Raw genomic sequence first — 14,558 nt, 5'->3', positions numbered from 1 at the left:
TTTCTCTTGCCTATTCAGATACTGTTAGGATAACTATCGCGCTCATCCTTACAGTATTGACTTAGCGCACATAAGTGTACATTTAACTCTAAGTTTGTGGTAAGATATTTAACCAATGCCCTCTTAGTTAAAAACATGGAAAACGAGGCAAATATATTAGGCCCAGTTTTCACAGAAAAAAGTATATTGAGAGATAGAGTCGTTGATCCATTAGGAATAGACCAGTACCGAAACAAACTTCTATACGAGTTAATATATCCTATCCAACCATCCCCAATTACAATGAGATATAGATATTTCTCATACTTTGCATGGCTTCTTAAAAATGATCTGGAAGTCATCTCAGAAATCTGCGAGTTTGAAAAAATATTTCTACTCGCAAATCTCTTATTAGCAGATGATGCTAATTTTGAAAAAAGAGGTCTACCTGGAGCAGGCAACATCCCAAGGGAAGTATTTTCCAGAAAAATAATAGATTTGAACGAAATAATGATTCACCAAAATGGGGGCTGTGGATTTTGGGCATATTATATAACCCCCTTATTGAAAAGTCTTCTTATTGGCAAAGAGAACGACAAATTAATTCTTAGTCCCTTATGCCAAGAACTTGCAGATATCTTTCAAAAAACAGCAAATCTAAATTTTAATGAGTTAAGATCTTATGTAAGAAGTAAAAAAGTTCCAGTATCCTATTTGCAACGTATCTCCAGAGATATAAGCGTAGAAGCCCTTAGGAAAGAAGATTTTACAAAAGATGAGAGGATCCTCCTTAGAAAAATTCTCTTTTACCTCTTTGACTTTGAGCCTAAAAAAACTGCCTCCGAAACACTTTCCCAAATTCGTTTTATAAAAATGCCCCCGACATTTGTATTTAACACCAAACGTAAGAAATATTCTGAAATTCTAGATGAAAGCGAGAAAGAATTTTTTAAGTGGATCAAAGAGAACAATATTCTAGAAAAACACAAGGCTTCGCTAACACTCTTTTTGTGGTACGTAAACCAGTATCAAAACACCAATTATGGAGAAGAGTTTACTAAGATATCTCCACCCCAACAATTGCAAGAAATTCATCGCCTTTGGAGAGAAGTAGTGTTTTATGAGTTTATGGGTTATGCATTAGAGTATGCGCTTTACTATATGACTTCCCAGGTTTTTACTGATTTAAGTCTTCAAGAAATTATTGAAAGTATCATATCAAAAAGTGATGAGCAAATACTTAAAGATCTCATTTCAAAAAAATACATAGACAAAATGCCATTTTTAGAGTTTTTCAGACAGGGAGTCTATTTTAATGAAGGAGGTATCCCTCCAGAAGAAAATACAAAAACATTAGATATTGAGATTTCTTTAACAACTCCTATTAAAGATGTTGTTAGTAGTATTCGGAATCTTACCTTAAGTTCACTAAACATTCCCAATGAGTTGAATTGCCTCTATTACCTAAAAAATAACTTAAAGAATCATAGCGAAGAAATATTCCCCAATTTTGCTGCAATTTTGATATTATACCTTCTTCTTAGATACAGACCTAGCAATGATATGTATAAAATGCCCGATGAATTCTCAAGAATAAAAGGAGGCGATCTTCAAAAGTTCCTTGTAAACTTAATAAATATAACAGTTAAAAGACATATAGAAGTATCCTATAGAAAGGCCCCAAATCACAAAGGGGTACCTCCACTATTTTTCACTATAGAAAGAGGAAAATATAAATATCTGCGGCCGTTTTCTGGGTCAATAGGGCCTACATTGACAAAATATCAGCGGTTGTTTGATGTATTGTACGAAACAGGACTCATAACTTCCAGAAACCCTATGAGCAATAAACTTTCTCTAACTATTGAAGGTGAGGAATTTTTAAGTAAACTTTTGGGTGATCCTAATGTCTAATAGATCTCTCAGATTATTTGAGCATGTGCGAAAAAACATAAGGAATACAAAATATGGAATAATTCTAACTTATACTTTCGACCCTGAATTTTTTGAAAACAGTCTTCTTCCCCTTATCAATGAAAGCCATTCTGAAATTCTTGTCTTTATAGATGAAAATGAATATTATAGCCTTTTAAAAAGTAAAAAGATGAAATTAGCAGGAAGAAAGTACTATCTAATACCTATCTCATTATCAGGAATCTTCCATCCTAAATTAGCAATGTTCATTTCAAAGAAACAAGCCCATTTATATGTTGGAAGTATGAACCTAACTGTTACGGGATTTTTGACCAATATAGAGACTCTTTACTATATTAAGTTTCCAAATGAAAGTGTTAATCATGTGTTGAGAGAGATCAAAAAATTCCTGGAAGAGATTATGAAGTACAACCCATTTCTACAAGAATCCAAAATCATAAAAGGCACGCTAAACGAAATTCTAGAAATTATTGAGAATCAGTTTATTTCCAATTCCCTTTATGAAACAAAAGATAGTACCCCAGACATTAAATTTATTCATAATTTACATGCTCCAATACTTGAGGAGATAATTCACGTACTTGACTTTAAGCCAAGAGAAATACATATCCTAGGCCCATTTTACGGAGACTTTTCTGTATTAAAGACACTGGCACAGAGATTTCCAGAAGTAGACCTCTATGTATACCTCCAAAATGGAGAATTTAATGGAAACGTGGAGAATCTAGAAAAGAACGAGAAATCCCATTTTCTAAATATACTTCCTGAGGAGAACAGATATGTCCACGCAAAACTGTTAGCATTTTCAAATGTGAACGAGAGCATTATTTATATAGGAAGTGCTAATCCCACAAGAGCAGGCGTTTTAAAATCTGCTATTAATGGCGGGAATCTAGAAGTAGGTATTGTGCATAAAATTAATGCAGAGATATTGAAAGATTTTTTAGCAACATTGAAGCCCTCTCCAATAAGAATCGACGAACTAAAATCGAAAAGGTTAGAGGAAAAATATTCAACAGAAAAACCGTTAATGAGTGGAGTTGTTGAACTTTTGGATAACAATAATCTCAGAGTTATAATCAAAGGACCAATTGAGCGTTTAAAAAACTTGGAATTCTATATTGGAAATAGGAAATACGACATTAACTCTAAAGAGGTCAAAATAGAAAGAGCAAACAGCGAAGTAATGGTTGTGATCATAAAGAATACGAATATTTCCTCCAGTGCCATAGGAAAGAACAACAACCTTATAATAAAGTATCCAGGAAAAGAGACCTTGGAAATTCCTGTTATTATAAAACCAAGTGAAAATTCATCGAAACCTCCGGTAGAGGACGTTCTAATACTAAATACCGTGCTTGATGAATCTTTCAGAATTAATATAGAAAAAATTCTATTTTTCATAGAGATGGCACTTTTAAAAAATAAAGATGTTATGAAAAGAGATTTCAAAATCCCCAACCTTGCCATACCATATAAAAAAGCATCTGAGTACAAAAGGTATCCTACTTTAAAACTACTTGAAAAGTTGATTAATAGAATTTGGGAACTTAAAAATCAATTTGATAAATTGATATTTTTAGAGGATTTTGAAAATGCAAGATTTACACTTAAAGAGTTTATTGAGGCACTACTTGAAGCATACCCTTATTTTTCTGAACACCTCAAAAAGACGATTTTGGATAAAATAAAGAACACCGAGATTGAGAACATACCATCAATTATTGAAATACCTCCAGGAGATTCGCTATCTATTTTGGGAGGGATTATTAGAATAAATGCTCAAGATGAACATTCTCACATCACAATACAGGCTTCAAACAAAGAATTAATGTCAATATTCGAAGCGGTGAAAGAAAATGATAGAATTTTCTTAAAGATAAAAGACAAAAATAAACTTCAAAAAAAGGCAAGAGAAATCTATAAAGAGCACTATGACCGATTGATATTCAATTCCGAAAAATCCATGAGAACTTTGCTGTATCATGTATTCAAAAATGCTGGTTCTTTCTTACATCTTAATGAATTATTCACTTTTGAAGAAGACATAATCGGGTCTAAAGAGGACATAAACATCCTTGGAAAAGAACTCATTCAAAAAATGATAGCACTATACACATTAGTAAAAATATTGGATCCAAAATTCGCCAAGCACCACAATCCCCCGGTTGGAATTTTACGGGCAGTAAAACTTCTTTACCCCGAATTACAGTATGTCAATGATCCCAAACATATAGTGAAAGACATTGAAGAAGAAATAACACACATCCTAGATTCCCTAAAAGAAAGTGGGATTGATGTCCCATTATTAAAATATGAAGATATCAACGTCATTTTTACCAACTTAATTATGGATGCAAAAAGAGTTGAGAGTTTATAAATCTCTCAGTTTATGAGCGCAATTTTTCATTCAACGTTCTTTCACTTTAAAAAAATAGGTAGAATAGGTAGGAAGGTAACAACTTTACTATACAAACGCTATGAGTAAAGGGTGGGAAAGGGGCTAGAAAACTTAATTAACCCTCCTTAGATTGTTGTGTTTTCTCTTATTTTCACTCTCTTTATCTTTACTGTGCCAGTACAATATTATGCCCAGCCTGCAACACCTAACAGCCAGAGTCGGGGCATCACATCTTGGAGCTATTCAACCACTTAACATCCCACAGCTTATCCTGACAGTATCGCCTATTCAAATGAAAAGCTTTTTAACCCCTAATCTTTGAATGTGAGTGAAAGCAAAAATTTAAATAAGGCTTTACTAATCGGCCATTAGTTGGGCTTTTCACGTTCACAAATTAAGGAGGGATTAAGAATGGCAAGAAACAAACCGTTGGCAAAGAAACTCCGCTTGGCAAAGGCAGCTAAACAAAATAGGAGAGTGCCTGTTTGGGTTATTGTGAAAACCAACAGAAAGGTTTTAACTCATCCCAAGAGAAGATACTGGAGGAGAACCAAGCTTAAGGAGTGATGAGAGATGGCGGAAGAGAGAATTTACGTTGTTCCAATTAAAAAAATCAAGAAAATCGTTCCAAGATGGAAGAGAGCACCAAGAGCTGCTCGCTTTGTTAGAGAGTTCATAGCTAGACACACAAAGGCAGATGAGGTCATAATAGGTACAGACGTTAATGAGAAAATATGGGAAAGAGGCATAGAGAAGCCACCAAGCAAGCTCCGTGTCAAGGTAACCATTGAAGAGAAGGAAGGCGCTAAGGTGGCCGAAGTTCACCTTGCTTGATTCCTAATTTTTTCCAATGAGGGAAAACCGAGGTGTGGAAATGCACATTGAAAGACTGGACTTTGAAAATTCACCGTATCTAGGGGTATTTGGCTTAGCTACCGATAAATTCGCCATAGTTAGAGAAGGGCTTCAGGAGAAGAAGCTTAATGTCCTCAGAGAAGTTTTAAAGGTCCCTATTATTGAAACCAGCATAATGAAGTCAAGAATAGTTGGCATCCTCGCTGCGGCAAATTCAAGTGCAGTCGTTGTCCCCTACTACATCTGGGACTCCGAGCTTGAGAAAATTAAGACTTCCCTAAAAGAGAACGGTCTAGATGTTAGGGTTGAACCCGTTTTAAGCAAGCTCACCGCCTTTGGGAACCTCATACTTGTGAACGATAAAGCCGCCTTGATCAGCTCAAAGTTTACAAGAGAAGAAGCAAAGCAGTTCGAGGATATTTTTGGTGTCGAAGTTGAGAGAGGGATAATAGCCAACTACCATGCTGTTGGAAGCGTCGGAGTGGTCACAAACAAAGGTGGCCTCGTTCACCCCGAAGCAACGGATGAAGAGCTCGAATGGCTTGAGGATCTCTTCAAGGTTGACTTTTATGTTGGAACTGCCAACATGGGTGTTCCCTTTGTGGGCTCGTGCATGATTGCAAATTCCTTTGGCGTTGTAGTTGGGCATTTGACTACAGGGCCGGAAATAGTTAAGATTGAAGAAGCATTAGGCTTTTTGGGGTGATGGGTGATGGAGGTTAAGGTGTTCAGAGTTAGGGGAATCTTTGAAAAGAACGGAAGAAAGTTCAAGTTCACCAAGGAGTACAGGGCTTTAAAGCCGGAGGACATCAAAGAGCTCGTCCTTTCAGAGATTGGGAGCAAGCACCGTGTTAAGAGGTCAAAAATACACATAGAGAGCGTTGAAGAGATAAAGCCAGAAGAAGCTGAGAACCCGATAGTTAGGAGACTTAGCTTGGAGCTTGCTTGACACTTTATCTTTTTTAACCAACATTCTTAAAAACTTCTTCAGTTACTCTTTTTGGTGATGGAAATGGAAAACAAGGAACAACTTGAGAGATTGGCTTATGAGTATCAGCTTTTACAAGCCCAGGCACAGCTTCTGGCTCAGAACCTAGAGCTTTTAACCCTCGGGAAGAATGAGTTCCAGGCCGTAAAAGAGACACTTGAGGAACTGAAGAAAGTAGAGGAAGAGAAGCCCGAAATATTGGTCCCAATAGGAGCGGGTTCGTTCTTGAAGGGGAGAATAGAGGACAAGCACAATGCCATAGTGAGCGTTGGCTCTGGGTATGCAATTGAGAAGAGCATTGATGATGCAGTAGTATACCTTGAAGAGAGGATCAAGGAGTACGATGAGGCTATTGCCAAGACTCAGGATGCGCTACATCAATTGGAGCACAAGCTCCAGGATTTGGCTCAAAAGGCCCAGCAGCTACAGCAAAAGCAGGCTATGAGCTTTAAAGTCCCCAAGAAGTGACGCCCTCTTTTTCTGGGAGAACCTCAAACTCAATTTCTTCTTTTATATCGGGCCTAAAGGGAACATCCAATGCTAATCTGAGGATGAATCTGCCATGTCCGCTTATTATTCTCCCAAATTTGCCTGCTTTTAAAATTTCCAAAGGACTTAACTGCCCATAGTGCCCCGCTACCACTAAAGGTTCGCTTAAAAATTCTTTTTCGAAAACCCCTATGCTCTTCGTATCGCCGATGAGTTCTTTAACGACCCTGTTTCCTCTTGAAATCAGCTCTACTTTGACTCTTCTTGCCTTTGAGAGGTTTGCATTCACAAAGACTCTGAATCCATTTTGCTTTTCCTCTATTCTGGCCTCTGCAAAATCCCCCTCATGAGAAACGCTAAAGCTTTCAACTGGAAATTTGAATTTGTATGAAGGCTTTGCATACAGCACGAGGGTTCCTTTATACTCTTCCTCGGTGATTCTAATCCCGGGAAGGTACACCTCTCCCTCTCCATCTTGAGCAATTGCTAGGAAGAACGGTTTGTTTTCAAGTTCTAGGGAGCTTACAGTGGCTTCTGATTCTTTTATGAATTTTCTGCGGACGTTGTAGCTCCTGCTCTTTCCGCTTGAGCTCCAATAGCCAGTTGCATTAAAATACCCTATTTCGGCTTTTAGAGGAATGGAAAGCCTAACCTCTTCCTCGCTAATGGAAATGAGTTTTTCCAATTGCTCGACTTTTTTAAAGCTCTTTTTTGCCCTATAAAATGCAAAGAGAACGAGTCCAAACCACAGCCCAATGAAAGTACTTATACCAATCCTTATCCTGGGGGAGGAGGTGGTAAGAGTTGCAATAAACGTTGGGATGCCAACTGCTAATCCGATTATCAGCATGACCCAAAAAATTCTTGTGCTTCCCTTGAGGATGAGCAACCTCACACCATTCACCCATGCTTGTACCACTCAATTGTTCTCAACAATCCCTCTTCAAGAGAATATTCCGGCTCAAAACCAAGCTTTTTGATTTCGCTTATATCCGCTTGGCTGTGCTTTATATCGCCGGGCCTTGGCTTATCAAAGATGATTGAGCTTGAAGAACCTGTAACATCGATGATCTTAAGGGCAAGCTCAAGTATTGTTGTTCTCTCTCCCCTTGCGACGTTGAAAACCTTTCCGTTTGCATTATTTTTCTCGGCAGCGAGGATGTTCGCCTTTACAACATCCTTGACGTAAATAAAGTCCCTAGTCTGCTTTCCATCCCCGTAGATGATCAGGTGTTCTCCCTTGAGGGCTCGATTAATGAAGATGCTTATTACACCAGCATACTGGTTGTAGCCCTGCCTTTCGCCAAAGACGTTGAAGTATCTTAAGCTCACGGTGGGGACACCATAGAGCTCGTAAAAGACCTTGCAGTAGTATTCGGCCGAGACCTTCGTTACCCCATAGGGAGAGAGAGGTTTGGGCTTTTCGGTCTCCTTGAGGGGCAGGTTTTGGTTGTCTCCATAGACCGCTGCAGAGGAAGCGAAAATTAGTTTTCCATGACCTTCACTCAAGGCTTTTAGGATATTTAAAGTGCCCAAAACGTTTATTTCTTCAGTAAGAACTGGCTTTTCAATGCTCTCTACAACACTAACCAGGGCCGCCTCGTGAAAGACGTAATCCGCTTGAGAGATCAGCTCGGCTATGCTTTCGTAATCCCTTATGTCGGCTTGAATGAACTTCACATTTGAGGGGACGTTCTCAATTTTACCCGCATAGAGGTTGTCAATCACTATTACCTCGTTGTCTCTGCTGAGTTCTTCAGCTATGTGGGAGCCTATAAAGCCCGCTCCACCCGTGACCACTATGAGCTTGTTTTTTATCATTGCTCTCCCTCGTTTTGAATTCTCTCTGGTGAATTTATAATTTTTGGAAACGCGGAGGTTGGAATTTGAGGCATTTTGTTAGCATGATTATCAAATTTGTGTAATCTTTTTGATTGATGTGTCTATAAGATTATTCTTTTAGCAAAATGTTTTTATAATACTTTTGCGTATAGTATTATTGAAGTTGTGCTTTGGGGGGGCGAATGCAAAGGTGGGTAGTGTTGTTCGTGGTTGGAGTGTTGTTTTTGAGTAGTTTTGCTCTTGCTGGGCAGTTTCAAGAAGTTAAGGACTTGCAAGTTCCAGTTAGCTCTGGGGCTTGCAGTGCTTGCAGTTCTTGCCAAGATTTTGATGTTAATAAGGCTTTGAGTGAGGTTAACTTAAAAATTGAGAACTTAACAAGAGTGATTAATCAGAAGGAGGCGGAGTTGCATAAGCTCTATGCCGAACTCAATAAAACTAAAAGCGTTGAAACCCTTGAGAAAATCGTCAAGCTTGAGGACGAGATCCTGCTTTTAAAGAGCGAAAGGAAGTTTTATAAGCGTCAGAAGCTTAGTTTGAAGTTGGTTAAAAAGTATACGAGAAAAACCCCTTATGGTGTTGAGGTTCTTTATTACAGGCTCCCTAAAGAGGACGAGTTACTCAGAGAGTATGTTGAAAAGGTTCATCCTGTTAGGAAGGATGTTGATTTGGAGTGGTTTATTGCTTTTTACAGGCAGGCTGGTGAATTAACGTTTGACGAGTACGTTGTTACAGACATGAAGCTCAGGGAGGCTATTAAAGAGATAAAAGCTGGTAATGCTACAGTTGAAGATGCTTTAGGGTTAATAGAAAAGAAGAAGCAGATTTGGGATAGAATTTATGCTTACTTGGAGGAGAGGGATAAACTGCAAACATTCAAAAACCTTAAAGAACTCGGAAGAAAACAAACAATCATGAAAACAATGGGAATAGAGCCACTTGCTTACAACTTCGGAGGAATAAATGAAGGAAGCTGGTGCCCATCATTTATATGCTACGGATACAAGGAGCCACTACCTGATTATTCAGAAGGCACTGTTCATTATTACTATGCAGTGCCAGTAGCAGTTTGGGTTGGGCTTTATAATTCGAGTTCTCCTAATGCTAATAAATTCTGGGGAGAATATTGTACTTATGAGTTTCCTTCCACAAGCACGGATGTAAAGAAGTATTGGGATTGGGCTGTAGAAAAAGCGAATTCCAAAGGGTTCTACAGCTTTAAGGATGTTGGATCGATTCAAGTAAAGCTGTTCTACGATGGAGAAGCTTACAATCCTAAAACTGAATGGTCCCAAGAAAGCAATTTAATTTGGCAATTTGAGTGCAACAAGAATAAATGCTGGGTAACAAGCTACCATCCGTTATTACCTGAGGATCCAGACGCAGCTATTATTGATAGATATTTCTTCCTCTATGTATACAAATATGTCCTAAAGTGTTGTCAAGGGGGAGATGTTGGAAGTTCTTGCAAATGGTCAAACAGACATTGTGGAGGATGTTTTGCACCTGATGAAGCAGCATCCCAGAATTTTGCATGGGAAGATAGAGTAGGATGGAAAGATATAATTTATTTTGAGGAGTGAGGAATATGAAAAAGAAGACATTTTTACTTCTTTTTGTTTTTACTCTCATTGGAGGGACTATGTGTATTAATACTGGATTTAATATCGTAGAGAGTAAAAAAAGCCCTTTGGTATGCTCGTTCTACGATTTTATGCCCCCAATAAAAATTAAGGTTGAGAGTCTAGACATCCCAATAGATAATGGGCTTAAGCCTTACTCGCAGTTTATAATATCTTTCCCTAATGGAACAGCTATAAGAAATATAACTTTGGAAGGGAATAACAAAAATGGCTACTTCTATTTTAATAATGGCTTTTTGATATATGCTTGGTCTGGAGAACTAAACATGGAATTTTACGATTACAATTTAGTCAAAAAATGGCAAATTTGGAGGACAACTAACTTTAACTCAGAATATTCGTTATTGAGTATATTCAAAGATGAGCTTCATGTATTTCTATTGTCTGCTTATAGGAATCCCATAACAAACGAATTAAGCAACTATTGTCTCGAGTGGGGAAATGTTGAGAAAGGAGACATAGTAAGGAGATTTTGTTCGGATAAAGAATTCTCAGGGGTGGAACTTTTTGGAGGAAAAGTTGTTAATGGAAGTGTGTACATTCTTTCAAGTAAGGGGATATATCTTTTTACATACCACGGAGAGCTTATAAAAAAGAAAGAGATGGAGCTTTCAAAGATTGAGAGTTTTGATGTGAATGAGAAATACCTTGCCTTTGCTTACCCTATTAGTGATAATGTTTCAAAGTTATGTGTCTTAACCTCAAATTTAAAGTCTCAAAGGTGTATTGAAATTAAAGGGAAAGTAAGAAGGTTAAAAATCTGCGGGAATTATCTCCACTTAGAAATGCAAGAGGATGAGGATAGGATGTTTGAAATTAAGCAGAGCACATGACTTAGTATAGTTGAGGGAGTGGTGAGTGGATTTATGTAAAATCGTTCATACCAAATGGAAATATGGTCGGAATACGGGGGAAAGCAGGGATGAAGAAATCCTCGGTTGTTCTGGTTTTAGGGGTCTTGGTTGCCCTAGTTTATTTAGTTACTGTGGAGAAAGAAGAGATTGTAAAAGAGGGTTACAATCCGTTGGTCGTTAACACATCTTTTTCAGCGGATGATGTTAGGAAAGTGCTCTCTATTCCAGGGTAGTGCCCCATTATAAAAATTCTTCAAGCCATTTGATCTGAGTCACAGTAGAAGGAAGGGATCTTAGATTTCAATCCCCACTTTAATGCCCTTTTCTTTTTCCAAACCTTTGAGGAGGAACATTATCTTCTCCCCATCTAAGGGAACCCCTCTTAAGTGCCGATATGCTTCGAGTAATTCGGTTTTTTCTTTTCCCTCAGCCCTCTCTGCCAAGTATAGCAGGAGGGAAAGCAGAACGCCTTTCATGCTCTTCTCGATTAGGGGAACTAATTTCCATCCGTTGTCGTATACGTAGAGGGCTTGTGGAATTTCATCACCGCTTAGGTGCTCCAGAAGGAAAAATCCTGGTCTTATCGTGCTTTGTAGGTATGAAAGTAGATAATCTCTCGAGTAGCCCCTTGCCTTGAGCATCTCAAACCCCCAATCAAAGGCCTTTAGGTAACTGACGTATTCTTCCAGCGAGGTGATCTTCTCCTTTGAGAGAAAGCTGAGTTTTAGGGAGCTCTTTTCGAAGGGCTCGTTGAAGAGATCTATCTTTAGAAGAACCCTCTCTTCAAGAGTGGAGTTTTCTTCGAAGGACTTCACTACCTTCCACTGTATGCCGTTTGTTAAGATGCCGTATTTGACTCCGTGAGAGAAGCAGTATTTTGCGAGCTGTCTTAGAGGCTTTTCACTTCTCAAAACGTTCACGCTTAAATTTTTAGCCTCCAGATAAGCTACCACTTTGTCATGAATTACAAGGGCATAATCGGCCCTCCCCTCTTCCGTCCTCTCTTCGGGTCTTACCTCCTTTGGATTCTCCCAGTTCCATCCTAGGGCTTTGAATATCTCCCCTATAAGGTGCTGTTTTACCGCCTCCTCGTTCCTTTCATAGAGCAGTCTGTGTTCTCGAACCTTTTTGAGAACGCTTATTACAGCCCTCTGGATTTCAAGCATCTCTCACACCTTTCAGACTCCAATAACATACTTCTTGCTCTGCTTCCCGAATCCTCTAAAGCTTCCGAGCTTTAGATTTATAAGGGCTTTCTCCACATCGATAACCTTTGCAGAGGCCAGATGGGTAATCCCTGTTCCGTTAAAGAATTCTGGTAGGGCTTGGGCTGTTGCTCCTGTTAGCACAATCTTTTTTGCCCTTTTACTTCTCTCGACTATCATATCAATGGTGCAGTTTAACAAAGCGGAACCACTCACGATTACAGCGTCCATCTCGGGGAGAAGAACGTACTCAAGGGCATCACTTAAGGTCTCTCTGTCCCAGAGCTTGGGGTTTCTCTCGAACACGAACACCTCTTTGTTCTTATCTTTCAACGCTTTTACGATAGGCGGCATGTTTCCTATAACCGCAACTTTTTCTTCCTCTATTATATCTACGGCGTCTCTCTCCTCATCCACCTCCAAGTAGTACTGAGAGACCGCGTTGATCGCAGCGAGCCCAAGGGTTCTCTCTATGATGTTAAGGCTGTCTGCCTTTTCTATAAACTCCTCCAAGCTTGGCTTTGTAAAGGTATTTTTATATTCGCCAACTTCCTCCGGGAGAGTCATGGCCAGCCCTACGGATTTTCCCTTTTCCCCTTCAATAACAACGTAAGTGTATGGTAAAGCGAAAGAAAAGTCCACCAGCTTAAATTCCTCTTCGATTGCTTTTATTGCCCTCTCTTTTAACAGCTTCAGCATCATTTCTACTCCTCCAATCTTTTTAAACAGTATTGCCTAAAAAAGTTTGGTGGATAAAATGTGCAGGGTGCTGTTTGCAGTTGGAAATGGAGAAGCGATGAAAGACCTTGTAGATGCGCTGGTAAAATCCTCTGAAAATGACCTTTATAAAGTAGCATTAGGTAAGAGTCCCTCCCATAAAGATGGATGGGGATTCTTCTGGATGTCCAAAGACAAAGCCGAACATTACAAAACGATCAAACCTATTTTTGAGGATAAAGAAGGAGTTGAAAAGCTTTTAGACTCCTTAAAAGGTTTTGGAGTTTTATTGGCCCACACGAGAGCTGCAAGCCAAGGAAGTGTCAACCTATTCAATGCTCAACCGTTTTCTTATTCGTCTCCAAAGGGCTTTGCATTTTGGTTTTATCACAACGGCGACCTAAAAAAGGATGAACTTATAAAAATGGCGGGGCTTAGGGAAGAAGAACTTAAAGACGCTTCCGACAGCTATGTATTTGGCCTATATCTTTTGAGCAAATTGTCCTCATTTGAGGAAAGTGAGGTTCTTAGCGCATTTAAAGCTGCCCTTCCCGTAGTTAAGACCACGCTCAACACGGGCACCCTTTTAATAACTCCGGATGAGGTTAGGGGGTTTGTAACTGCCTACATGGTGGAGAAGAGAGAGAAAGACCCGCTGTACAGGAGATATTCACGCCTTTTAAAAGTTGAAGAAAAAGGTCTCTTTGCCATTGTATCTTCAACCTTTGAGCTCTATTCGTCCCTTCCCTTTGAAGAAATTCCAAACGGAAGGGCATTTTACACAACCATAGACTTAAAGGAGGAAAAGTTCGAGGTGAGGGAGCTCACTCTCTAAACTTTTTTATGAAGTTCGCCATCTTTACGGCATCGAGGGTCTCTTTAACGTCGTGGGTTCTTACAATGTTAACACCATTCCATACTGCTATCGCTGTTGCACTTAAACTTCCGGCTAATCTTTCCAGCGGGTCTTTTCTTCCGGTTATGGCTCCTATAAACGACTTCCTCGATACTCCAACCAGGATGGGAAGCCCAAAGACTTTTAGCAGGTTCAGGTTTGCGATAATCTTAGCATCCCACTCATACCATGGAGGATATTTAGGCCTTAGAAATCCAATTGCCGGGTCAATTGCTATTCTCTCTTTTTCAATGCCGTTTTTATATGCAATCTGGAGGCTCTCTTCGAGGGCATCAATGACTTCATGAACTGGATCTGTGAAGTTCTTTACTTCTTTATGGGCACAAACTATCACCGGAACATCGTACTCCTTGGCAACTTCTGCCATCCTTGAGTCTCCTTTAAGACCGGTAACGTCGTTTATGATGTCCGCTCCCACCTTGATAGCTTCCTCGGCAACCTTTGCATTAGTTGTATCTATGCTTATTGGAACTTTAACATGCTCCCTGATGGTGCTTATCGCCCAGACTGCCCTTCTAATCTCTTCTTCTACGGGTATCTGGGTTTCTAAGTACGGTGCTGTGGACTTCGCCCCGATGTCTATAAAAGAGGCCCCTTCCTTCACCATTTGAACTGCAGTTTCTATCAGCTCCTCCTCATTTTGCCTAACGCTTCCCTTATAGAAGCTTTCTGGGGAAACGTTAATAACTCCCATAATTTTTGGCTCATCTAAACTTACCCCTGCAAACTTCATGCTC

At 39.3% G+C, this 14,558-nt stretch carries 16 protein-coding genes; 11 read left to right on the top strand and 5 right to left on the bottom strand.

The genetic code is table 11. The features are described 5' to 3' along the window. Positions 1-135: 135 nt before the first annotated feature. The 7 genes from ACZ5NL_RS02485 (at position 136) to pfdA (ending at position 6,626) form a co-directional block, all read left to right on the top strand. Positions 136-1,893 carry a hypothetical protein gene (locus tag ACZ5NL_RS02485; protein WP_464842766.1) on the top strand — a complete coding sequence of 586 codons (1,758 nt, stop codon included), beginning with the start codon at positions 136-138 and terminating at the stop codon, positions 1,891-1,893. Further along, a complete protein-coding gene (locus ACZ5NL_RS02480; protein WP_464842764.1) occupies positions 1,886-4,294 on the top strand; it encodes a hypothetical protein in 2,409 nt (802 codons plus the stop codon). The genes ACZ5NL_RS02485 and ACZ5NL_RS02480 overlap by 8 nt, the downstream gene beginning before the upstream one ends. A 432-nt stretch (positions 4,295-4,726) precedes the next feature. Next, positions 4,727-4,882 carry a 50S ribosomal protein L39e gene (locus ACZ5NL_RS02475; protein WP_042700928.1) on the top strand — a complete coding sequence of 52 codons (156 nt, stop codon included), beginning with the start codon at positions 4,727-4,729 and terminating at the stop codon, positions 4,880-4,882. Positions 4,883-4,888: 6 nt separating this feature from the next. Further along, entirely contained in the window at positions 4,889-5,149 is a 261-nt protein-coding gene (locus ACZ5NL_RS02470; protein ID WP_464842763.1) for a 50S ribosomal protein L31e, read from the top strand. 40 nt (positions 5,150-5,189) lie between these two features. Next, positions 5,190-5,876 (top strand): translation initiation factor IF-6, encoded by a 687-nt coding sequence (locus ACZ5NL_RS02465; protein WP_464842762.1) that lies wholly within the window; start codon positions 5,190-5,192, stop codon positions 5,874-5,876. A gap of 6 nt (positions 5,877-5,882) precedes the next feature. Then, positions 5,883-6,119: a 50S ribosomal protein L18Ae gene (gene rpl18a, locus ACZ5NL_RS02460; protein ID WP_464842761.1), complete on the top strand. Its 237-nt coding sequence runs from the start codon at positions 5,883-5,885 to the stop codon at positions 6,117-6,119. 63 nt (positions 6,120-6,182) lie between these two features. After that, positions 6,183-6,626 carry a prefoldin subunit alpha gene (gene pfdA, locus ACZ5NL_RS02455; RefSeq protein WP_464842760.1) on the top strand — a complete coding sequence of 148 codons (444 nt, stop codon included), beginning with the start codon at positions 6,183-6,185 and terminating at the stop codon, positions 6,624-6,626. On the opposite strand, the gene ACZ5NL_RS02450 is transcribed toward pfdA, so the two are convergent. Together ACZ5NL_RS02450 and ACZ5NL_RS02445 are read right to left on the bottom strand one after the other, a co-directional pair. Beyond that, positions 6,607-7,542, bottom strand: coding sequence for a hypothetical protein (locus ACZ5NL_RS02450; RefSeq protein WP_464842759.1), 936 nt, complete (start codon positions 7,540-7,542; stop codon positions 6,607-6,609). The genes pfdA and ACZ5NL_RS02450 overlap by 20 nt on opposite strands. A 5-nt stretch (positions 7,543-7,547) precedes the next feature. Continuing rightward, a complete protein-coding gene (locus tag ACZ5NL_RS02445; protein ID WP_464842758.1) occupies positions 7,548-8,468 on the bottom strand; it encodes an SDR family oxidoreductase in 921 nt (306 codons plus the stop codon). 203 nt (positions 8,469-8,671) lie between these two features. Here ACZ5NL_RS02445 and ACZ5NL_RS02440 point away from each other — a divergent pair, with 203 nt between their 5' ends. The 3 genes from ACZ5NL_RS02440 to ACZ5NL_RS02430 all read left to right on the top strand — a co-directional run bounded on the left by ACZ5NL_RS02440 (position 8,672) and on the right by ACZ5NL_RS02430 (position 11,216). Beyond that, complete coding sequence (locus ACZ5NL_RS02440; RefSeq protein ID WP_464842756.1) at positions 8,672-10,069, top strand: hypothetical protein; 1,398 nt, start codon at positions 8,672-8,674, stop codon at positions 10,067-10,069. 5 nt (positions 10,070-10,074) lie between these two features. Continuing rightward, positions 10,075-10,962 carry a hypothetical protein gene (locus tag ACZ5NL_RS02435; RefSeq protein ID WP_464842754.1) on the top strand — a complete coding sequence of 296 codons (888 nt, stop codon included), beginning with the start codon at positions 10,075-10,077 and terminating at the stop codon, positions 10,960-10,962. A 62-nt stretch (positions 10,963-11,024) separates the two neighbouring features. Next, a complete protein-coding gene (locus ACZ5NL_RS02430) occupies positions 11,025-11,216 on the top strand; it encodes a hypothetical protein (RefSeq protein ID WP_464842752.1) in 192 nt (63 codons plus the stop codon). 60 nt (positions 11,217-11,276) lie between these two features. Here the strand turns inward: ACZ5NL_RS02430 and ACZ5NL_RS02425 are convergent, their stop codons facing one another. Next, positions 11,277-12,149 (bottom strand): type I restriction endonuclease, encoded by an 873-nt coding sequence (locus tag ACZ5NL_RS02425; protein WP_464842750.1) that lies wholly within the window; start codon positions 12,147-12,149, stop codon positions 11,277-11,279. 12 nt (positions 12,150-12,161) lie between these two features. Further along, a complete protein-coding gene (locus ACZ5NL_RS02420) occupies positions 12,162-12,890 on the bottom strand; it encodes a Rossmann-like domain-containing protein (protein WP_464842748.1) in 729 nt (242 codons plus the stop codon). A gap of 55 nt (positions 12,891-12,945) precedes the next feature. On the opposite strand from ACZ5NL_RS02420, the gene ACZ5NL_RS02415 reads away from it, so the two are divergent. Continuing rightward, positions 12,946-13,740, top strand: coding sequence for a class II glutamine amidotransferase (locus ACZ5NL_RS02415; protein WP_252743530.1), 795 nt, complete (start codon positions 12,946-12,948; stop codon positions 13,738-13,740). Here the strand turns inward: ACZ5NL_RS02415 and folP are convergent. Beyond that, on the bottom strand, positions 13,730-14,554 hold the full coding sequence (gene folP / locus ACZ5NL_RS02410; RefSeq protein ID WP_252743492.1) for a dihydropteroate synthase: 825 nt from the start codon (positions 14,552-14,554) through the stop codon (positions 13,730-13,732). The two genes, ACZ5NL_RS02415 and folP, sit on opposite strands and share 11 nt — an antisense overlap. Positions 14,555-14,558 lie beyond the last annotated feature (4 nt).

Source organism: Thermococcus aegaeus (assembly GCF_055393685.1).
The sequence above is the reverse complement of the archived record's forward strand: the minus strand, read 5'-3'. Positions and strand labels throughout refer to the sequence as shown.